The organism is Microbulbifer maximicatervae (SeqCode) (assembly GCF_052468155.1).
Genome location: NZ_CP174335.1, coordinates 2,920,681 through 2,941,821, shown reverse-complemented (window position 1 = coordinate 2,941,821; position 21,141 = coordinate 2,920,681). Strand labels below are relative to the sequence as shown.

The 21,141-nt window shown below is 50.9% G+C and carries 18 protein-coding genes; 6 read left to right on the top strand and 12 right to left on the bottom strand.

What is annotated here, in order from left to right; translation table 11 throughout:
• Nucleotides 1-270: 270 nt before the first annotated feature.
• Nucleotides 271-1,419 carry a sigma-70 family RNA polymerase sigma factor gene (locus ACJJIY_RS12735; RefSeq protein WP_444897947.1) on the top strand — a complete coding sequence of 383 codons (1,149 nt, stop codon included), beginning with the start codon at nt 271-273 and terminating at the stop codon, nt 1,417-1,419.
• Between the two features lie 99 nt (nt 1,420-1,518).
• Nucleotides 1,519-2,103 carry an acyloxyacyl hydrolase gene (locus ACJJIY_RS12730; RefSeq protein ID WP_445358029.1) on the top strand — a complete coding sequence of 195 codons (585 nt, stop codon included), beginning with the start codon at nt 1,519-1,521 and terminating at the stop codon, nt 2,101-2,103.
• Between the two features lie 54 nt (nt 2,104-2,157).
• Here ACJJIY_RS12730 and ACJJIY_RS12725 read toward each other — a convergent pair whose 3' ends face one another.
• Nucleotides 2,158-3,153 carry a glycosyltransferase gene (locus ACJJIY_RS12725; RefSeq protein ID WP_445358028.1) on the bottom strand — a complete coding sequence of 332 codons (996 nt, stop codon included), beginning with the start codon at nt 3,151-3,153 and terminating at the stop codon, nt 2,158-2,160.
• Between the two features lie 272 nt (nt 3,154-3,425).
• Between ACJJIY_RS12725 and ACJJIY_RS12720 the strand changes: the two genes are divergently transcribed.
• Nucleotides 3,426-4,316: a TraB/GumN family protein gene (locus tag ACJJIY_RS12720; protein WP_444897949.1), complete on the top strand. Its 891-nt coding sequence runs from the start codon at nt 3,426-3,428 to the stop codon at nt 4,314-4,316.
• A 135-nt stretch (nt 4,317-4,451) separates the two neighbouring features.
• Entirely contained in the window at nt 4,452-5,726 is a 1,275-nt protein-coding gene (locus ACJJIY_RS12715; RefSeq protein WP_444897950.1) for an OprO/OprP family phosphate-selective porin, read from the top strand.
• Between the two features lie 53 nt (nt 5,727-5,779).
• Here the strand turns inward: ACJJIY_RS12715 and ACJJIY_RS12710 are convergent, their stop codons facing one another.
• Nucleotides 5,780-9,337 carry an indolepyruvate ferredoxin oxidoreductase family protein gene (locus tag ACJJIY_RS12710; protein ID WP_444897951.1) on the bottom strand — a complete coding sequence of 1,186 codons (3,558 nt, stop codon included), beginning with the start codon at nt 9,335-9,337 and terminating at the stop codon, nt 5,780-5,782.
• 277 nt (nt 9,338-9,614) lie between these two features.
• Here ACJJIY_RS12710 and ACJJIY_RS12705 point away from each other — a divergent pair, with 277 nt between their 5' ends.
• Nucleotides 9,615-10,085, top strand: a complete 471-nt coding sequence (locus ACJJIY_RS12705) for an Lrp/AsnC family transcriptional regulator (protein ID WP_020413378.1) — start codon at nt 9,615-9,617, stop codon at nt 10,083-10,085.
• Between the two features lie 63 nt (nt 10,086-10,148).
• Here ACJJIY_RS12705 and ACJJIY_RS12700 read toward each other — a convergent pair whose 3' ends face one another.
• On the bottom strand, nt 10,149-10,664 hold the full coding sequence (locus ACJJIY_RS12700; RefSeq protein ID WP_413662685.1) for a shikimate kinase: 516 nt from the start codon (nt 10,662-10,664) through the stop codon (nt 10,149-10,151).
• 19 nt (nt 10,665-10,683) lie between these two features.
• Nucleotides 10,684-11,406 carry an acyltransferase gene (locus ACJJIY_RS12695; protein ID WP_413662686.1) on the bottom strand — a complete coding sequence of 241 codons (723 nt, stop codon included), beginning with the start codon at nt 11,404-11,406 and terminating at the stop codon, nt 10,684-10,686.
• 116 nt (nt 11,407-11,522) lie between these two features.
• Between ACJJIY_RS12695 and ACJJIY_RS12690 the strand changes: the two genes are divergently transcribed.
• Nucleotides 11,523-12,140, top strand: coding sequence for a class I SAM-dependent methyltransferase (locus ACJJIY_RS12690; protein ID WP_444897952.1), 618 nt, complete (start codon nt 11,523-11,525; stop codon nt 12,138-12,140).
• Here ACJJIY_RS12690 and ACJJIY_RS12685 read toward each other — a convergent pair.
• The 8 genes from ACJJIY_RS12685 to ACJJIY_RS12650 all read right to left on the bottom strand — a co-directional run bounded on the left by ACJJIY_RS12685 (nt 12,069) and on the right by ACJJIY_RS12650 (nt 21,111).
• Nucleotides 12,069-13,181 (bottom strand): prenyltransferase/squalene oxidase repeat-containing protein, encoded by a 1,113-nt coding sequence (locus tag ACJJIY_RS12685; protein WP_445358027.1) that lies wholly within the window; start codon nt 13,179-13,181, stop codon nt 12,069-12,071. The two genes, ACJJIY_RS12690 and ACJJIY_RS12685, sit on opposite strands and share 72 nt — an antisense overlap.
• Nucleotides 13,178-13,939 (bottom strand): class I SAM-dependent methyltransferase, encoded by a 762-nt coding sequence (locus tag ACJJIY_RS12680; RefSeq protein ID WP_445358026.1) that lies wholly within the window; start codon nt 13,937-13,939, stop codon nt 13,178-13,180. Before ACJJIY_RS12680 ends, ACJJIY_RS12685 begins: the two co-directional genes overlap by 4 nt.
• A complete protein-coding gene (locus tag ACJJIY_RS12675; protein ID WP_445358025.1) occupies nt 13,939-15,315 on the bottom strand; it encodes a glycosyltransferase family 4 protein in 1,377 nt (458 codons plus the stop codon). Before ACJJIY_RS12675 ends, ACJJIY_RS12680 begins: the two co-directional genes overlap by 1 nt.
• A 463-nt stretch (nt 15,316-15,778) precedes the next feature.
• A complete protein-coding gene (locus ACJJIY_RS12670; protein WP_444897956.1) occupies nt 15,779-17,164 on the bottom strand; it encodes a glutamine synthetase family protein in 1,386 nt (461 codons plus the stop codon).
• A gap of 116 nt (nt 17,165-17,280) precedes the next feature.
• Nucleotides 17,281-18,630 (bottom strand): aspartate aminotransferase family protein, encoded by a 1,350-nt coding sequence (locus tag ACJJIY_RS12665; RefSeq protein WP_444897957.1) that lies wholly within the window; start codon nt 18,628-18,630, stop codon nt 17,281-17,283.
• 212 nt (nt 18,631-18,842) lie between these two features.
• Complete coding sequence (locus ACJJIY_RS12660) at nt 18,843-19,508, bottom strand: GntR family transcriptional regulator (RefSeq protein ID WP_444897958.1); 666 nt, start codon at nt 19,506-19,508, stop codon at nt 18,843-18,845.
• Nucleotides 19,509-19,510: 2 nt separating this feature from the next.
• Nucleotides 19,511-20,614, bottom strand: a complete 1,104-nt coding sequence (locus tag ACJJIY_RS12655) for a hypothetical protein (RefSeq protein ID WP_444897959.1) — start codon at nt 20,612-20,614, stop codon at nt 19,511-19,513.
• Between the two features lie 56 nt (nt 20,615-20,670).
• The gene (locus ACJJIY_RS12650) at nt 20,671-21,111 is read right to left on the bottom strand and encodes a VOC family protein (protein WP_444897960.1); all 441 of its coding nucleotides are present in this window, start codon (nt 21,109-21,111) and stop codon (nt 20,671-20,673) included.
• Nucleotides 21,112-21,141 lie beyond the last annotated feature (30 nt).

The window sequence follows — 21,141 nt, the reverse complement described above, 5'->3', positions numbered from 1 at the left end:
AAAAAATAAGCGCCCAGCTTGTTATAACAAATTGGTCCTATTACCGAAAATAACACCCAAGAAAGGAAGACGCGGTGGCCGAAATGCCCGGCTCTATTCAAGGGTACATAAAGCTGCCCCTCCTCTTCAGATAAAGAAAACCTACAAGTCCCATTTTTCTCTCCTAAAGTTTGCTGACACATCTATAGTGAGTAGAAATAGACGTCAATCGAAATTTTGAGAGACCGATCAGCAAATATCGTTCACACAGCCAACAGAAGGTTTAAGCACTTGTCCCGAGAACATTTTTACTCAAGGGATGAAGAATGGCTGAAGGATACAGGCGAACCACTCTCTGACTCCTGCCAGGGTGCCAGCGAGCCCGACCCTCAAGTCGAGCGAGACCCTGACGCGGAAGAGATTCATGCAGCGGGTGATACCCTCTCCGAGAGCGGCACCACCCCAATGCAAAGCTATCTCAAGCACCTCTACAGGCTTGAGCTATTAACTCCGGAGGAAGAGCACAGTACCACCTGTCTATTACGCGACCTGGAAGAAAAGCTCATTTCCAACCTCCAGGAAAGTGGCACCCAATTGGTCCAACTGCGTAGCGAGGGAGTCGAGCAACGAGGAAGCACAGGAGCCTATGATCACGGATTGATAATTGCCCACACCGAAATCCTTCTCGCCAGCGAGTACTTGGACAGGCGCGGCCGCAGCAAACTGAACGGGCTATTACAGCGTTTTCAAAAACAGCGGAAAAAACTAATCCAATGCAATCTGCGCCTAGTTATTGCCATTGCAAAACGCTTTCGCAATCCATCAGTTCCCTTTATCGATTTAATTCAAGAAGGCAATGTTGGATTAATGAAAGCTATTGAGCGGTTCAAGCCGCAAATGGGATACCGCTTTTCCACCTATGCCTACTGGTGGATCCAGCAAGAGATTCAGTTAGCCTTAAGACGCAACGAAGATCTTGTCCGACAACCAGCCAATGTCCAGGATGATTTAAGAGCGATTTACAGAGCTATTGGTGAAGTCCGCGCTCAGGGACAACCTGCATCCGATGACAATCTAGCCCGCCACACAGGACTAGATATTGAGAGAATCCAAAGCTTATTAAAACTCCCAGGACCAACAGGGTCTCTCGATGACCCGGTTGCAGATGACCAGAGCAGCACCAGACTGGACTACGCACCTGCTGATGAGCTTTACAATACGGATGAGCTTGTAACCAACCAAGAGCTAGCTCAACGTCTCCGTGAAGCTGTTGCCCGCCTCCCTGCACGACAAAGGACAGTCCTCAACTTGAGGTATGGATTAATTTCTGACAAGGACTGCTCTTTTCGAGTTATTGGGGAGCAATTGGGGCTTAGCCAGGAGCGCGCGAGACAACTGCATTCTGACGCACTTCGACAACTGAAGCGGCAGTGGCGCTAGAAAAGGAAGAAGTCGATGGCAAGCCTCTTTGGAGAGCTTGCCATCGAAGCCTTTCCCACTAGTCTTTAAAACAGCTCTATCAGTTAGTACCGCGAAGCTATGCGTAAACCAGTGGTTTTTAACGATAAGTGCAGTGTTTTTAAATACTGTGCCTATTTTTTTGCCGGCGGACTCTTCCTTACTCCGCCCACCCATGCAGAATCCGAATTCATTGCAAGTGCAGGTAAAGGACTTGGGAATGAGTTGATGCAGTATCGCTCTATCTCAGCCTCAGAAATGGCTGGATTTAGCTACTCCCATTTACTGCTTTCATTTAGTCTCGGCAATAATTCACTTCAATGGTGGGGGCAAGGCAGTTACTCCCATATGCGAATTGAGCATCAAAGTGAGAAACAGCAGCAAAATATTTTCGAAATTAAACCTATTTTGCGCTGGTATCCTCGCAGTCAACTACAGGGAGGATTTGCCGAAGCTGGAGCGGGCGCATCCTATTTGAGTCAAAAAGATTTTGGTGATATTGGGCTAAGTACTAAGCTCAATTTTGCTCTGCATTTTGCACTTGGCTATCGTTTCCCCAGGGGCCACATCCTATCTTTACGATACAGCCATTTTTCAAATGCCAGAACTAACACACCCAATCCTGGCTTTGATTTTGCTTCTTTAAATGGGCACCTGAGCTTTTAGCAACTTAGTCAATTAGCATTTTACATATCTTCTGAGAATTTTTACGCGCGCAATTTAATTTAATAGCTTCTGAAAGAAAACTATGGCTTTTTCAGCTGAAGCAGAATAGCTGAACTCTTCAGGATTCAAGCTATTTGGCCTATTCACTAACCCCAAACTTTTTTCTATCAAAGACTTCATATTGCCTCGTTGCACTAAGCCATCAGGAAAGTATTTCTCTAAAACTTCCCCTGTACAACCATCAGAGTAAGCGATTACAGGACGTCCCATCGCCAGCGCCTCCCTAGAATATTTTGCACTCTCATTCTTTTCACTCGCAAGATGAAAAACTAACTGGGACGTTGCGTACAACTCACGCATATCCTGGCGCTCCCCCAAGAAAGTAACTCTACCCCCAAGACCTAAGCCTTGCGCGAGCCCTTCCAGCTTTTTCAGATAGCGCAAATCATTTTCGACTAAAGCTCCTACAACCACTCCGTGAACATCATCTCTTTGTACCGCAGCCTGAGCCAACATATGTAGAAATTCTTCCTGCCCGCCATTTGCAGAGATTTCGCTAGGCATTAACCACCAGTTTTTCCCTTCCAGCTGAGGGTAACTATTTAGAAGCTTTAATTGCCACTGGCTCGCTACAGGTTTTTCACGATCAAACTCTCGGACATTAATGCCACGATAAATAACTTCTATCGGATTTTCTGAAAATTTGATAGAAGCATTTTTCAGGTATTTCGCAATCCCATACGAAGTTGCAATAACTCCATCTCCTGCCAATAAACCTTTGTTGAAGTAGCTATTGGAAAAATATTGATCCACCAGAGGCACCAGCTTAGGACGAGTTGCGACTGACTCACTCTTCAAGGCATGCCATGCAAGGAAGGCCGTTGAGCGACCATAGGTATGGACAATATCCGGTTGCAATCCTGCGAGAATCTTACGCAGGCGGGATTTGTGCCGCAAAGACCAGATTGACTCACTGATTTTTGGAAAGCTGATAAAGTCACTACCGTGCAAACGAAACCGCGCCTCCAATGGTCCATCAGTAGAAATCACCAGGGACTCGTGGCCTTTTTTGACCAGTTCATTTGCAAACTCAAGCGCAAGAGTTGCTGTGATCCCAGGCTCTAGGCTGGGCAAAAACTGTACAACTTTCAATTTGACTTCCGTGAAACAGACCAAAAGGTCTATTTTGACTTCCTATAGGATAATTTCCCAGTAAATCATCACTAATTTACAAGTCAGTGACTTGATGCCTAAAAGCCCCTCTGGCACCTGAAGGTGTTAGTGATAGTATTTGCAAAGGCAAATTACTCAGGGACCCGACAATGCTTCAGCGACAAATAAGTTACTTTCTCGCCTTTACACTGCTTCTACTAACAATAGGAGCTTCAGCCGCTGAGAGTGATAAAGGCATCTTCTGGAAAGCAACTAAAGATAATAAAACCGTTTACTTATTAGGCTCGGTTCACTTGGCAACTGAGGACTTCTACCCTCTAAGATCAAAAATTGAACAGGCCTACTCCAATAGTGATGCTATTGCCGTCGAGGCTGACATTCTCGCTGCAGAAGGCGACAGCCTGTTACAGCAGCGAATCATGATGGAGTCTATCTACCAAGGTGAGCGAACTTTAAAAGACGAACTTCCACCCGCGATATACAGCCAACTAAAGTCGTGGATGCACAAGCGTAGTATGCCCGAGGCTATGTTTATCCGGCAGCGTCCCGCCATAGCCATGATCTCTATGAGCATGATTGAGATGCAAGCCCACGGCCTCAATCCAGAACTAGGCATTGATCGGCACTTTTTACAAAAAGCAAAAAAGGATGGGAAATCCGTTCTGGAGTTGGAAGGTGTCTTGCAACAATTCAAGATGTTAAATGACCTGGACAACCCTGCGCTCCTCTTCCAGCAAACCCTTGAGCAAATTGGGGATATTTCAACCTTTTTACCCAAACTTACCAGCGCATGGAAGCGAGGAGATGAAGAAGCTTTGAATCGCCTTATTATCCTCGACGGCCTAACTGAAAACCCTGAATATAAGCCGCTCTATGACACACTTTTTTTTAATCGCAATGAAAGGATGGCTGAGAAAATTGCCCTTAAGGGGCCAAACTACCAGTCTCTGTTTGTCATTGTCGGCGCTGGCCACTTGGTGGGCGAACGCAGTGTTATCGAGTTTCTAGGCGACACTGGTTACAAATTAGAACGCCTTTAATCAACTGTCCAGTAACCCTCGGCGCAGATTTTCTGCGCCGTCCCATCCCCCCTCCCCGTCCAAAGTCTTTTCTATTGCTAAACTCGAATAGCACTTTTCCCGTGACCAATGACAACTCTCAACTAGAGGCGTCCGATGAAATGCTGGGGAGCATACTGTGCCATATCAATTCTTTTATTTAGCTTCCCAGCTATTGCTGATGAAGCCGAGACAAAAGGCGGACTGAAAATTGTCTCTGACGATGGGGATTTCTCCGCACAACTCGGCGGAAGGATTCACTTCGATACATACATTTTTGACAAAGACCTAGAAGATCCGGTCAATACAACCGACTTCCGTCGGGTTAGATTGACAATGAAAGGCAATCTATGGAAGTGGAACTATAAGCTTGAAAGAGACTTTGCTGATGATGGAGCTGGAGGGTTGAGGGATGTCTACTTAGCAACAAAGTTCTATACGGGAAAACTAACCATCGGCAATTTTAAACCCAGCCGCTCAATCAATGAGCTGACAAGCTCCAATGACCTAGTGCTTATGGAGCGGGCATTTACCAGCGCTGCAGGTATTTATTCTGGACGTGGACGTCAACAGGGTATCGACTGGCATACGCATTGGTGCTGTTATACATTTGGTTTTACGTTATTCAATTTACGAGACCCCGGTGACCCCAGAAATTCTGGGTTTGGCGCAGCAACCCGACTGACCTGGGCCCCAATTAACGATGCCTTATCAACAGTTCACCTGGGTGTATACCGTAGCTACGAAAAAGCGAATCAAGACAGTCCCGATATCGTTGCTGAAGTTGCCTATGCGGGCCGACGAGGGCCGGAGCAGCTGATAGCAATCACACCTGGCGGATCAGATAATTTTTTTGGCGAGTTTGGTGACGATGAGTTCTTCCTTGGGGATGGTGGGGGCAGAGTCAACACTACCGGTTTCGAGCTAGCTGCGACTTACGGCCCTCTATTCGGCCAAGCGGAATATGCGTATGGTCATTTCACAGGGAAGATATACCTCTCTGAATTGACCTATGAGGAATTCTTCGGTCTTCCGCCAAGTTTTTTTTGCGATCCCATAAGCGGATGCTTTATTGGCGGGCAGGATGTTCATGCCTGGTACATTATGGGAAGCTGGGCAATTACCGGCCAACATAAACCCTACGACTCCAAGATCGGAGTATTTAAATCTATCAAGCCATCTCCTCCAGAGGGTGCCTGGGAAGTTGCCGCAAGATATACCGCTATAGAGAATCGGGATTTTCGCCAGCTACGAGCCAGTAATTTTACACTTGGGGTCAATTACTATTTCAACCCAAAAATCCGGGTAATGATGAACATCACCCTCGGCGATGACGATTTTACTGGAGATAAAACCAACCAATTCGCCATACGATTACAAGGGGTTTGGTAGGGGGGTATAAAGTGACTCAAGACAGTCCTCAAGCCACTTTATCAAACAGGCAATTAACCTACTTGCTGTGCCTTAGCTGGGTCAAAAACCTCAACTTCCGCTGAAAGTTTTATATCCCGAACCGGGTTTTCAAATCGATTTAATGCGATATTTCGCTGTTCTTTCGCTTTCTCAATATTGGCCTCCTTCACCGGGCCGTAGCCCCGGATGATATCCGGATATTGAAGTAGCTCAACTGCAGCAGCGTGATTCTGCGAATTTAATTGGCCCAGAACTTTCTTAACCAACTCTTCATATTCGCTAATCAGTGCCCTCTCCATTTTTCGCTCTGCTGTATAGCCAAAAATATCAAGCGCCGATCCGCGCAAGAATTTCAGCTTCGCCAAAACACCAAATGCCTTGTACATCCAACCGCCAAATTTCATTTTGCGGGGACGCCCCAAGCCTTTATCGAAGCGCGCCAGTAATGGGGGAGCCAAATTGAACTCCAGGGTAAAGCCACCACTGAAGTTTTCTTTTAGCGATTCGGTAAAGCGACTATCGGTGTATAGGCGGGCCACCTCGTACTCATCCTTATAGGCAAGCAATTTTGCGTAATTGCGCGCAACCACCTCGGCCAACTGGACATTCCCGGGCACTTTTAAAATCTCAGCAGATTTCACCGTATCGACCAAACTGCGGTAACGCTCGGCGAGGTCTGCATTTTGATAACCGGTGAGGTGCTCCACCCGGTGAGCTACAATCGCCTCAAGAGTTTGTGGTACCTCTACCACAACTTTCTCGTGGGTTAACAGTTTGTCCAGAGCGTTGCGATTTTCTGCCGCCAACCGCCCTGCAGCAAATCCCTGCAGATTTCCTTCCACAGCGACACCGTTTAAGCGGATCGCTTCCTGCAGGGAGGCTTCAGTTAGCGGAATCAACCCTTTCTGCCAGGCGTAGCCGAGCATGAAAATGTTGGCGGCGAGCGTATCACCCAGAGCTGCTTTGGTCAGGCGATGCGCTTCCACAGAGCTGAGCTCATTAACCGCGCCACTCACCGTATCCAATACCGCTTGCGGTGAATGGACATCCTCACGCCCGAGAACCGTTGCCGCCGTTGGGCTCAAGTGGGTATTCACTACCGCGCGACTGTGCGATTTATCCAGTTTAACCAAACAAGCTGCCACATTGCCGGCTGCAATCAAGTCGCAGGCCATTAGGGCATCGGCACGACCGTCAGAAATACGTACCGCCTGCAAAGCCTCGGGCGCAGCTGCAAAGCGAATATGGGAGTAAACCGCTCCGCCCTTCTGAGCCAATCCCGTCTGATCAAGGGTACTGCACGCCTTGTCTTCGATATGTGCTGCCATCGCTAACAAGGCGCCAATAGTCACTACACCCGTACCGCCAACGCCGGTAACCAGGAAGTTATACGGCTGCTGTAAGCCCGGAAGCTGTGGCGAGGGCAACTTGGCCGCTTCAGTTCGCAACACGTCACCCACCCCGGCGCCCTTGGCAATATTGCCACCCTTCACCGTAACAAATGAGGGGCAGAAGCCGTTAACGCAGGACATATCCTGGTTACAGCCGGTTTGGTTTACCCTGCGCTTATCACCCAGCGCCGTTTCCACTTTCTCAACAGCGATACAGCTCGACTGCTGGACGCAGTCTCCACAGCCTTCACACACCAGCTCGTTAATGAAGGGGCGCCCCTCGGCTTTAGGCTGTAGCCCGCGCTTGCGCTTGCGGCGCAGTTCGGTGGCACAGGTCTGGTCGTAAATAATAACGGTACAACCTTCAACCTCACGCAGCTCATCCATTACAACGGGCAAGTAATCCCGGTGATGAATTTCAACTTCACTGGGGAAGGACAGTGCACCCTTGTATTTATCCAGGTTATCCATCACCAGGACAACTTTCTGAACCCCTTCCGCCAAGACTTGGCGACAGATCATATCCGGAGCCAACTCACCATCGTGGGGCTGACCACCGGTCATGGCGACTGCATCGTTAAACAGGATCTTGTAAGTGATATTGACCTTGGCAGCCACGGAAGCGCGAATCGCCAAAATACCGGAGTGAAAATAGGTCCCATCACCCAGATTTACAAAGACATGCTTTTCACTGGTAAACGGCGCCTGCCCTACCCAGTTGACCCCTTCGGCACCCATTTGGGTGAAGGTATAAGTCTCCCGGTCGAGCCACTGGGCCATATAGTGACAACCAATACCTGCTAAGGCTCGGCTTCCTTCTGGCACCTTGGTGGAACGGTTGTGAGGGCAGCCGGCACAGAACATAGGCAAGCGAGACACACTTGAGCCCGTCTGCTGGGAAATACGTTCAGCCAGCGCATTGAGACGCATCAAGCGGTGCTTGCCGCCTTCATCCAACTTGTCCTCACCCAAAACAAAACCCAATACCTGGGCAATAATCGCTGGCGACAGCTCGCCATAAGCGGGCATCAGCGGCTGATCACAATCGTCCACTTTACCGAGAATACGCGGGAAATTCGGGTCCTTCACGTGGACGTTGTACAGTTCCTCTTTCAGCTGTACTTCCATCAAACTGCGTTTTTCCTCAAGCACCAGCAGCGTATCCAAGCCACGGGCAAACTCCTGGATACCCGGCACATCCAACGGGTAGGTCATACCCACTTTAAGGATTCGGATACCGAGCTGCTTGGCCTTCTGCTCATCGATACCCATATCTTCGAAGGCCTGCATCAAGTCCAGATGGGCCTTACCGGTAGTGACGATGCCGAGGCTCGCCTCAGGGTTTTCCAATACAACCTTGTTGAGTTTATTGGCGCGGGCAAAAGCCAGCGCAGCAGGGCGCTTGTAGCGCCACAGGCGCTCTTCCTGCTCGAGAGGGTTATCCTGCTTGCGAATATTCAGGCCGCCCTCGGGACGTTCAATATCCGGGTAGTGGAATTTAACCCGCTCAGGGTCCACTTCCACGGTCGCAGAGCTATCCATATTTTCTGCCAGGGTGATCATTGCCACCCAGCAGCCGCTAAAGCGAGACAGCTCCAGCCCGTAGTGACCATAATCCAACACTTCCTGCACGGTGGCGGGGTTAAGTACTGGAATATGCATATCCACAAAGGCAAATTCAGACTGCCCTGGATAGGAGGATGACTTACAGCCGTGGTCATCGCCGGCAACGATCAGTGCGCCACCTTTGGGAGAGGAGCCAGCGGCATTGGCATGGCGAAATGCATCGCAGGAGCGGTCGACACCCGGTGTCTTGCCATACCAAATCCCACAGACGCCATCCACTTCTGCACCCTGGAACAAGCCCACCTGCTGGGAACCCCAAACTGCCGTAGCCGCCAACTCTTCATTGACGCCAGGCTGGAAACGGATGTTGTACTCTCCCAGCAGTTTTTTCGCCCTGGATAACTGCAGGTCGTAGCCACCTAAGGGCGACCCCCGATAACCGGAGATAAAAGTCGCGGTATTGAGGTCGCGATCCCGGTCCATTCGCATCTGGTCTATGGGTAAGCGCACAAGGGCCTGGATACCTGAAAGGAGCACACGGCCCTTGAGCATGGTGTAGCGGTCGTCCAATGAAACCTGTTTTTTTACTTGGGAATCCGCCGTACTTTGAGGACTGGTTACTTTTTCAGTCATACACCTACTTCCGGTTAATTATTCTTCTCGAAACCCGGTTCGAGTTATTAGTCATTATTCTTCCGAATAGTCCGTTTTCTGTGGTTAGATGCGCCTGTTTTTATATTTGCCGCAAAGTCCCAGAGCGGCTGAGGGCACACTGCACCTATCCCGAAACGGTTTAGTCAGGTCATACTAGTTCGTTAAGCGCAATAGAGCATTGCTTTATTCACGCAAATATGCGTAAATTTGTGATAGAAGTTTCGATTTAGATAATTTTTATAGGATAGGAGTCTTTATGAAGCGTTCGACAGACCTGGATGATTTTGACCGTAAGATTCTGCGAGCGCTGCAGGAGAACGCAGATTACTCCATGGCAGAGCTGGGCGATAAAGTCGGTCTTTCGCACACCCCCTGCTGGCGCAGAATCAAGCGATTGGAAGCCGAAGGCATTATCCGTGGCCGTGTTACCCTGCTGGACCCACGCAAACTGGATCTGGGTGTCACCGTATACTGCTACGTTACCATCCACAATCACGATGAGGAATCCCTGAACAACTTTGAATCAGCAGTTCAGGATGTCCAGGAGGTGGTCGAGTGCTATTCCACCAGCGGAGACAAAGACTATGTCCTGCGCGTTGTAGTGGATAGTGTGGAACACTATGAGCAATTACTGAAGCGCTCTCTGGTACACCTGCCAAACGTGGCCTCAGTCAACTCCACCTTTGCCCTCAAGCAGGTGAAGTACACCACCCAGCTGCCACTTTAAGCCAAAAGTGTGAAAAGTAAAGCCCCTTGCTTTAACGCATGGGGCTTACTGAGAAAATTTCGGTTACTCTGCAAGCTCCCGCAGCGCATTAAGTAAATGATCAAGCGTTTCCTGCAGTGATTTACTGTCACAATCCACCGTTATTTCTGCATATTGCCGGTAAAGGGCCTGTCGCTCTTCAAATAAGTCCGCAAAAGACTGCCCGGGCGCCTTCGCAATGCCACGGCTTTCATAATTATGGATACGCCGACGCAATTCCTCCGCTGAACACTGAAGAAACACTACCACACCCTGACTGCGTAGATTCGCCATACCCTCTTCGCTATAGACTGCGCTTCCTCCAGTGGCAATAACATCACTGGGGAGGGTGGCCTCAGCTAATACCTCCCCTTCAATGGCGCGGAGATTAAGATAGTCACTTTCAGCCATAATTTGCTGCAAAGTCTTGCCCTCTCTGGACTGGATCAGAACATCAGTATCTGTAAACCCCAGTGCCAGCTCCTTTGCCAACAACACCCCCAGCGTACTTTTACCGGCGCCGGGCATTCCAATCAGGACAATACTTTTTCTTTTTTTCATTTTATTAATACTTGCACATTCAATCGCTACGGCGGGGAAAGAATACCGAGCGCAACCAACCCAATAAGGTGTTCCCACCCAACATCATCTTATCCAATTCATCCAGATTATGCGCTTGGCGAAAGGCATCGGCAAATAATGCCTCCCGGGTAATCATTCGCCGCTTGGGATTAATTGATTTAATGGGTTTTGCCGGATTACCGGCGACAACCGTATTTGCGGGGACATCCTTGGTGACGATACTGCCGGCTCCCACTACAGAATTATCACCGATAGTGACACCTTTGCAGATGGTTGCACTATCTCCAATCCAAACATTGTTACCCAGGCGCACCGGGGAGGTACAACGGAAGGGCCGCGTGCGATTGTAGAGCCCATGCCAATCAGAATCGGAAATATACACATTGGCTGCGATCATACAGGCGTCGCCAATCTCAATAGATTGAGCCGCAGAAATACGTACCCCTGGAGAGATCAATACGAAATCCCCAATAGTAATAAATGCCTCTCCCCCCTTGTGCCCAAAAGTGGTAAAGCGAATACACTTCTCGTTGTTGGAGATTAAGTGAGGATAATTTCCGAGCCGAACATTTCCGCCAAAAACATGGACAGAACCCGGATCCATTACTTCCGGCTCAACCCCAACCGCATCGAATTGTGGCAGAAGGAAATACTCTGTTCGCCATTTTCGCCAACGCAGCTGCAGTCGCTTGAGCCAATAGGGCCTGTGATCCTTACGCATATTTTAATTTCTACTTATATTTTATGGGATTTACGGAGCCCTGAGTAAAAACCCAATTGCTTTTGTATTAGTGGCAGTTTAGTGTTTCGGCCACGAAAAATAGCAAGCGTTTACCCATGTCCCTAAATCTACCTATTGATATTCGAGCAATTAAAGGTTTCCTCGCCGCCCATGAAGGGGAAGCTCTCTACCACCTGGCAGCTGAAGCCAGCCCACTGGGTCCCTGTCTTGAAGTGGGCAGCTACTGCGGCAAATCATCAATTTACCTGGCCAGTGCCTGTAAGCTGACCGATAACGTCCTGTTCGCCGTGGACCACCATCGAGGATCTGAAGAGCACCAGCCCGGAGAGGAGTATCACGATCCCGAACTGTTTGATGGCCAGGCCAATTTAATGGACAGTTTTCGCACTTTCCGCGCGAATATTCGCGCGGCTGAATTGGATGACTGGGTTGTTCCCGTCGTCGCCCCCTCCGCAACAGCTGCACGCTGCTGGAATACCCCTTTGGGTCTCGTATTTATTGACGGCGGCCACTCCCTGGAAGCGGCCATGACCGATTATCGCAGCTGGTCCCGCCATATCGTGCCCGGTGGCTACCTGGCGATCCACGACATTTTCCCGGACCCCGCCGATGGCGGCCAGGCGCCCTACGATATTTACAAGCTAGCCCTGGCTTCCGCTCAATTCGAGCTCGTCGAAACTGTCGACACCCTGGGAATCCTGCGCCGCATTTAGGGGCAGGCGCACCGATGTAAACAGCTCGCTCGCTGGCGTTAATCCGGCGAGCGCATCGGCAGCCAAAAGCATGGCCCCTACAGTCCAGGTGGTTTTTTCCTCCGGCCAGATGGCCTCATCCCGGTAGACATAACCGGTCCAGTAGCCCCCATCTTTATCCTGCCAACGGTGCAAACCGCGATACAAAATTTCCGCCCGCGAACGCTGGCCAGCAGCGATTAGGGACATAGTAAGTTCGCAAGATTCAGCCACCGTCACCCAGGGCTCATCGCTGACGCAACGACAACCCAAACCAGCCACGACAAACTCATCCCAGCGCTGCTGAAGACGCAACTGCGCTGCCTCACCAGAAAAGGCACCGGTTAATACGGGATAAAACCAGTCCATTGAAAAGCGCGCCTTGCTTTCCCAAGTGCGATCAAAGCGCTCCGGTTTATTGCGCAGCGCATCACCCAGAGCTTCCCGGGCAAGTATCCATTGGAGGCGAGCAACCCCTAGCTGGTGGGCAATATTAATTGCGCATTCCAGACTTTTATAAATGGAGGAGCAACCAGTGATCAGGGCATCTTCCATAGGGGCACCCTCTGAATCTACCGCCCAATGAATTTCGCCAAATTCCGTTTGCAAACGCAATACAAACTCGATTGCACGCTCCACCATCGGCCAATAGCGCTGTAAAAACAGTGTGTCTCTACTAATCAGAAAGTATTGCCAAATTCCTGTTGCCACATAGGCAACAAAATTGGTTTCACGGCGCTCCCGGTTGTCAATATCGCCATCTTTATAAGCGGCCCACCAGCTGCCGTCTTCCAGCTGAATCTCAGCCAACCAGCAATAGGCGTTTTCAGCAGCACTGAACTCTCCAGCAATGGCGAGCCCCATAGCGGCCTCAACATGATCCCAGGGATCGGCATAACCCCCTTTAAACCAGGGAATTGAACCATCGGGGAGCTGTTGGGAGAGAATATAGGCGGCGCTATCCTGGATAAATCCTTCAGGGAAAAGACCAGAAGCTTTTGCCGGCACAGAAACTTTACTCATGCTTCAGCTCCCTCAGGCAGAGAGAGAGGCGTATCTACTCGTTGTGTCGACCCGGCAGGTTTCACAAAATAGAGAGCGATACTTTTTCCCAACAGCGGGTTCAATAGTTTTTCGAGAATCCGGGTAAAGGCTGGTTTCTTCATCAGATCCCACACCAACAGGCGGTGATAGGCAGAGACCAAACGGGAATCGGGCTTGTCCCAAAACAAACACTTTAACCACCAGTAAGGTGCATGTAACGCATGGGCCTTATGCCGGGCAAAATAGTGGTGTCCCAGCCTTTCAATATCCTCTCGCAGCTCGCGCTCGCGGAATATTCGGATATGCCCACCCTCAACCTGATGGTATTCATCGCTGAGTTTCCAGCACACCCACTCGGGAAAAAATGCCGGTACTGTCGCGGCAAAAATACCGGAGGGTTTTAATACCCGGTTAATCTCAGCCAGGACAGACTTGTAATCGGGGATATGCTCAAGTACCTCTGAGCAGATAACCACATCAAAACTCCCATCGGCAAATGGTAGTTGCAAGCCATTGGCAACTCCGAACTGCAAGCGACCCTTTGAGTGCTCGGGAGAGCGGAAAGGTTCCGCTCGCTCACTGGCAGTGCGCACATCATCAAAACACAGGTCAATGCCGTAAACATCGACATCATCGGTGATCATCAAGTGGATGGAATGGCGCCCTTCACCGCACCCCAAGTCGAGGACTTTTTGGCCAGGGCGAAGATTTAAGTGCTGGGGATCTACAGTAATCATCAAGCCGCCTCCGCACTGCGCATATTCGGAGTTTCTATTTCATGACTACTGGGTTGTTCCGCCAGTGTATGTCCGAGAATTTCCCGGTAATATTTCACCAAACTCTCTGCAGCGATTTTCCAGGAAAATTTATTTTCAATGCGCTGGCGACCTTTCTCACTGAGTTCTTTTCGCAGCGCTTCGCTGGATAAAACCTGGCGCAGGGCATTGGCCAAAGCTTCGTGATTTCCTGCAGGGACCACGATTCCTGCATCCCCAACCACCTCAGGCAAAGCACCCCCGTCACTGGATACTACCGGAGCACCACATGCCATTGCCTCCCCGGCAGGTAAACCAAATCCCTCGTAGAGCGATGGGCAAACTACCGCTGTAGCCTTGCGGTAATTATCGACCAGTTCTTCGTTAGAAATACCGGAGACAAACTGAACCCTATCCTGAAGATCCAGATCGTGAAGTAAGTGTTCCGTGGCGCCACCTTCGCGTAATTTGCCAACCACCAACAACTCTATGTTTTCATATTCCTGGCGCAATTCCGCCAGCGCCTGCAATAAAAAGCGCAGACCTTTGAGCGGCTGGTCTGCCGATGCGGTGGTCACAATTCGCAGAGGCAAGCGCTTATTCTCTGCCCCTGGGTTGAATAATTCGGTATCAATACCGTTGTAAATCAGGTGAATCTGCTCGGGAGCTACGCCAAACTGCTCGATAATATCCCGCTCAGATTGCTTGGAAACTGTCACGATATGGCGAAGTTTCCGCGATACCTTGATCTGCATATTCAAAAAATTATGCCAGCGACGTACCAGCAAACGAAAACGCCAATCGGGGGCGGCATCTAATGCCAATTGGCGATCCCGGGTAATGGGGTGATGAATTGTCGCGACAACAGGCAATCCATTTTTTTCGATATCCAGCAAGCCGTAACACAGTGATTGGTTATCGTGAACAATGTCGTATTGTTTGCCGTGCTTGCGCAGGTATTTATTTACCCGACGGCCAAACGTATAAGGCTCGGCAAAACCGCCGGTAAGCTTACTCCACCATTCAAAAAAATCCGCCCATGACAGCAGGTGGCGAGGTTTCAAGGCCCGCGCTGGACGCTCAACTTCATAGAGATTCAACCCTGGCATTTTGATGAGCTTTACGCGCTCATCGAGTTCTGGGTAGGGCTGGCCAGAAATAACATCCACGGAGTGACCAGCATCTACCAGTGCTTTACTCAGGTAGCGCAGGTAGATACCCTGACCACCACTGTGTGGATTGCTGCGATACCCCAAAAGGCATATTTTTAGTGGCTGCGTCTCGCCAGCCGTTGGACCGTCTGCACAATTTCCCAAGGCGGTCATAGTTTCCCCATCTGCAATATTCTTATACCCCATAACATTATCCGCTCTCGCACAGACATTCTGCGAATGCCAACGTCTAAAAGCCGACCGTCTGGGGTGCCTCGCTGGTAAAGCGGAAGAATACACTGGCGGAGAAATGACTGCTAGGCGGAAGCGGTCCACACTCTTGGTATCCTGGCCCAAGGATGTGTGCTCGCAAGCCAAAATAGCAACAAAAGCCCAGCAACCGCACACCGTGTCAGTCGATGCACTCAAGCCATGGCAACCTTAAAAGAAGGGATTAATACGAACAGGAAGTGGAAATAAGTCAATCGAAAATAAAAAAATGCCCGCCAAAAGGCGGGCCAGATTTCTCGAACACACTTTCAGGAGGAGAGTTTCAAGTACATTACGCACTTAAATTTAGGTATAGCAGAGGAAATACCCCCCACTAACTCTCCTGTCGTGAAAGCCGTTCACTAAAACGGCAATCGACGCTAAAGCACACCGCCAATGTTTATACCCGGTGCAGATAACTCTGGTATTCAACATCGGTAACGCGGGCAGCTATCTCTGCTTGCTCCTGTCTCTTCAACAGAGAGAACAATTCCACAAAGCGCGGATCAAGATACTCGCGCCACAAAGGGCTCTGCTCAAAGCGCTCCAGTGCACCACTCCAGGTATTGATCAACTTCTCACTCTCCACCTGATAGGCATCGCCTTCCACGGGTGCAGGCGCTTCCATCTGGTTCTCAATGCCATGACACACACCAGTGAGAATCGCAGCTAACACCAGATAGGGGTTTACATCCGCCCCGGCAATACGGTGCTCGATACGCCGCGCCACAGGATCACTGGCGGGCACACGCAAAGTTGTAGTGCGATTATCGTAGCCCCAGCAGAGATTCAGCGGTGCGTGAGAGCTCTCTTGGAAGCGACGATAGGAGTTACTGTGAGGTGCGAAAAACGCCATCGCATCGTTGGCAGTCGCCAGCATTCCTGCTGCGGCATAACGCAGTAAATCAGAGCCAGTGTCAGAACCGTCATCAAAAACGTTCTTTCCATTGGTGTCGATCAAACTCATATGCACGTGCATTCCGTTACCCGCCTGATCCCCGAAAGGCTTGGCCATGGTACTCACACGGAAGCCGTGACTGCGCGCCACCCCTTTTAACAAGCGCTTAAACAGTAATGTTTGGTCTGCTACTTTAACGGGATCGGCACTGTGCAACAGGTTGATTTCAAACTGTCCCGGCGCACACTCCGACAATACTGAATCTGCGGGAATACCCTGCGCCTCGCAAGCAGCTCGCACATCGGCAAAGAAGTGTCGCTGTGCATTGAGCTCGGACAGATCGTAAACGTCGGTGGAAGGCACCAGCTCGGCGTCGTTATCGCTAACCGGGCGCGGACGCGCCAGATGATCCACCTCATCGCGGAGCAGATAGAATTCCAGCTCGGTCGCACACACGGCGGTATAACCCAGTTTGCCGAGACGCTCTACCACGCGTTGCAACTGGCTGCGGGGATCGGCATAGAGAGAGGAGCCATCTGCCTCATGCAACTGCATATGCAGCTGGGCAGTGGACTCGCGATGCCAGGGCGCCAGGCTAATAGGCGAAACCGGCAGACAAACGCCATCGCTGTCTCCACTGGCAAATACCAGCGGGCTGTCTTCGATATCCCGCCCCCAAATATCGAGACTGACCGCGCTACGCGGCATTTGCAGACTGCCCTTGAGCAATTTCTCCGCAGCTTCTGCCGGCAACCACTTCCCTCGCGGCACGCCATTGATATCGAACATAAAGCCTTCGATCCACTTTAGGTCCGAGTGCTCTGCCAGGAATTTTTGCGACTGCTCCAGCAAATCGGGCTGGGCAGTGAATTCTTTTTCTTGAGACATAAGGTGCCTGGGGTGATCCAATCTAAACGCAGAGACGGTCCGGCATCCCTTTTCCATTCAAATCCTGGAAAACGGGGTACCAGATCGCCTCTGCAACAGAGTATCTTGCCGCTATGTTACGCCAGTGCTTTAGCAGTGTCGTCCAGGGCGCGGTGCGCTTTTTCTACCAGCTCATCGATCTGTTCAGTGGTCATAATCAGCGGTGGTGCGATAACCATGGCATCGCCAACGGCGCGCATCACCAAACCGTGCTTGATACTCAGGTCACGACATACCGCACCAGCGGTGCAGTCATCATCAAAACGAGCGCGGCTGGCCTTATCTTTTACCAGCTCCAAGGCACCGACCATACCCAAACTGCGGGTTTCGCCAACGATCGGATGCTCCGCCAGTTCAGCCCAACGCTTGGATAGGTAAGGGCCGGTTACATCGCGGACATTCTCGATAATCTTCTCGTTGCGCAGAATATTGATAGTTGCCAGACCTGCCATACAGGCAGCCGGATGCGCGGAGTAGGTGTAACCGTGGGTAAACTCGCCACCTTTGGTTTTGATCACTTCAGCGACACGATCACTCACCATGGTGCCGCCCAGGGGGAAGTAGCCATTGGTTACTGCTTTGGCGAAAGTCATCAGGTCGGGCTTCATGCCGTAATAGTCGGCACCGAACCACTCACCGGTACGACCGAAACCAAAAATCACTTCATCCATCACCAGCAGGATGTCGTACTGATCCAGCACCTTCTTGACTTCCGGCCAGTAGGTTTCCGGCGGGATAATTACCCCGCCAGCACCCTGGATTGGCTCAGCGATAAACGCCGCAACATTATCCGGGCCCAGCTCCTGGATTTTCTCATCCAGGCTGCGAGCCGCTTGGATACCAAACTCCTCCGGAGACATATCGCCACCCTCACCAAACCAGTAAGGCTGCTGTACGTACTCAATGTAGTCGAGCGGCTGGAATTGCTTGTGCATACCGCTCATACCACCCAGGCTAGCACCGGCAATAGTAGAGCCGTGATAGCCATTCTTACGGGAAATAACGATGCGCTTCTCCGGCTTTTCCTGGATATCCCAGAAACGGCGGATCAGACGCAGGTTAGTATCATTTGCCTCGGAACCGGAACCCGTGAAGAACACATTGTTCATATGCGCCGGGGTCACTTCAGCCAGGGCGTCGGCCAGTTCAATCGAGGGCACCGTAGTGCACTGGAAGAAGCTGTTATAGAAAGGCAGGGTATTCAGCTGCTCGTAGATCGCATTGCTGATTTCTTTGCGGCTGTAGCCGAGGTTGCAACACCAGAGGCCTGACATGCCATCAAGCATTTTGTTGCCATCAATATCGGTGATGTAAGCGCCCTCGGCGCTGGTAATCACACGGGTCCCCTGCTGGCCCAAGTCATGGAAGTCAGTAAATGGGTGTAGCAGGTGCTCACGGTCGTGTTGCTGCAGCTCAGTCTTGTTCATATTTCTCTCCTGGCTTTCACAGGCCTTGCTCAGCGCCCACCAATCGGGCTCAAAAGGCCAAATCGTTACCACTAATTTGTGATCACATTCTAGTGGGGCCATCGACAGAAGCGCAAGGTCTATCTGCCCTTACCGAAAACATAAGGTCAAATTGCGCCAGTGCGAGGAGAAAAAGTGGAAACTAAATAGTCAACTGGGGGGGGGAGGAGCCGCTACAGCAGCTCCTCTGCAGAGATAGAGCCGAGCCCCTCTTCAATATCCTGCTGAATGGCTTTGCGCACCTTCAACTCATCTTTACTGGCAATAGCTTCAAGCAGATCTTGATGCCGGTCTGGCAGCTCCTGCACGCCAAAGCGCTGGAAAACCAAGTGCTGGAGGGGAGCTGTCTGTAGCCACAGGCTCTCGATAAGGGACAGGATGATATGGGGCTGCCCCAGGCGATAAAGGGTAAAGTGAAATTCCAGATTAGTGGTTACATAGCGCTCGATGTCTTTCTGAGCGAGAGCTTCTGTTACAAGCTCATCCAGCTCCCGAAGTTGCGCTAATTCAGCATCCCCAACCAATGGCAGTGCCTGTTCAGCGGCCTGACACTCCAGGGCCACGCGAGCGGCACAAATCTCTGCCAGTTTTTCCGGGGTCATTGTCGGTACCCTGACCCGACGGGTATCTGACAGCTCCAGGGCCCGCTCCGAAGTCAGGCGGCGCAACGCTTCTCGAACCGGCATTGGACTGCAATTAAGCTCCGAGGCCAGGCCCCGAATAGTAATCGCCCTACCCGGCAAAAACTTTCCCCGCAGAATGGCATCCCGCACCTGAAAATAAACCCTCTCCTGGGTTGTGCGGTACTCTTCCTGGGGACTGTTAAATTCCTGCACCATACCTATGCTGCCCTGACCTGCTCCAACATATGAGGGACATCCTCCGCACCCACCTCAATTAAATGTTCAGCCGCCCGACCACTTTGCCAAATTTCATAAAAATCATCTGCCACCCGGCGACTGAGATCAACCACCCGCCCCCAGTACTTCAAACGGTCTTCACGGTCGAGCTTGTAGAAATCATTGCGGTCTGGAATTTTGCCATAGGGCAAGGAGGCAACGAATTTGGGCGAAGGAGCCACAACCAGAGTGGATTGCATGGCATCTCCGCGAACCCGTCGCCAAGAGAGCCCTTTATCAAACCAGCCGGGCACCATATAGGGGAAAAAGTGCGGGTAGAGCACTAGGCCCTGGGGGTGGCGGAAGCGCAGATCAAAGTGGTAATCGGTGATACCGCCATCGCGATAATTACCCTGTGGAGCTCCCTCCGGTGTTTGCACCCCTGTCATTACCAAAGGGATACAGCCACTGGCCAGTACAGCAGCACAGGTATTCTGCTCAGTCAGCGGAATATTTTCGGTGCTCAGGTTCTTGAAGTGGATGCCTGCCGACTCTTGCGAATGAAAAACCACCCGCTCCCAAAAAGCGCTCAGGCTGTTGCGAGATACAGCATTTGCCAGTGCCGAGGCGAGTAATGCCGGCGCCAACAGCGCCTTGTTTTCACTTGCCAGTGGCCCCCTGCCCCTGACCGCCACAAAGTGGCTGTGCCAAATGGGATTTTCCACTACCTCGCGCGCACCTTCAGCACCCAACACTGCCTGCAGCATCTTGCGACCGCCGGCAGTAATCTCTTCAGGGGAGGGCTTGTCAGAATAGGCTTGGTAGATGTAGTGATGCTCTAATCGTTCAAGTGCTGACAGCGGCTCTGCCATTGCGTAACACATGTTGCGAAAACTACCGATAGATGATCCCAAGGTGACAATTGGCTCGCTCCGCTCCTTGAAGAACTCCCCCATCAATACCCGATCCAACTGGCTAATTACCAGCCACTTGGGACCGCCGGAAGCGCCGACCAGCGTCGAAAATTGCCTCTGGGACAATCCCTCTTCACGTATGCGCCGCGCAGCCGTCTCTCCGGCCAGTAGAATACAACTGGTATTTTTCACTCACTTTCTCTTTTTCTTGGCCGTCAGAATTTATCTCAGGCTTCAACTATCCCGGGCTACCACTCACCCTGATTATCCATAGACATCCAGGGCTCCTGGGGTGGGAGGGGCTCTCCACTTTGCAGCAACTCAATGGAAATCCCATCTGGGGAGCGAAGAAATGCCATATGGCCGTCTCTCGGAGGCCTATTGATGACCACCCCCTGATCCATCATGCGTTGGCACACCCCGTAAATATCATTTACCCGATATGCCAGGTGTCCGAAATTCCGCCCGCCAGTGTAGCTTTCCGGGTCCCAATTGTAAGTGAGTTCCAATGTCGGGGCCTTATTCTCCCTGGCCGCTTCAAGATCCTCGGGAGCTGCGAGATACACTAGGGTGAAACGCCCTTTATCATAATCATTTCGACTAACGACCTGCAGGCCCAGCTTTTCACAGTAAAACGCCAGAGATTCATCCAGATTGGTTACGCGAACCATCGTGTGTAAGTACTTCACCCTCTACTCCTTCTTGTTGCCAAGCTCTAC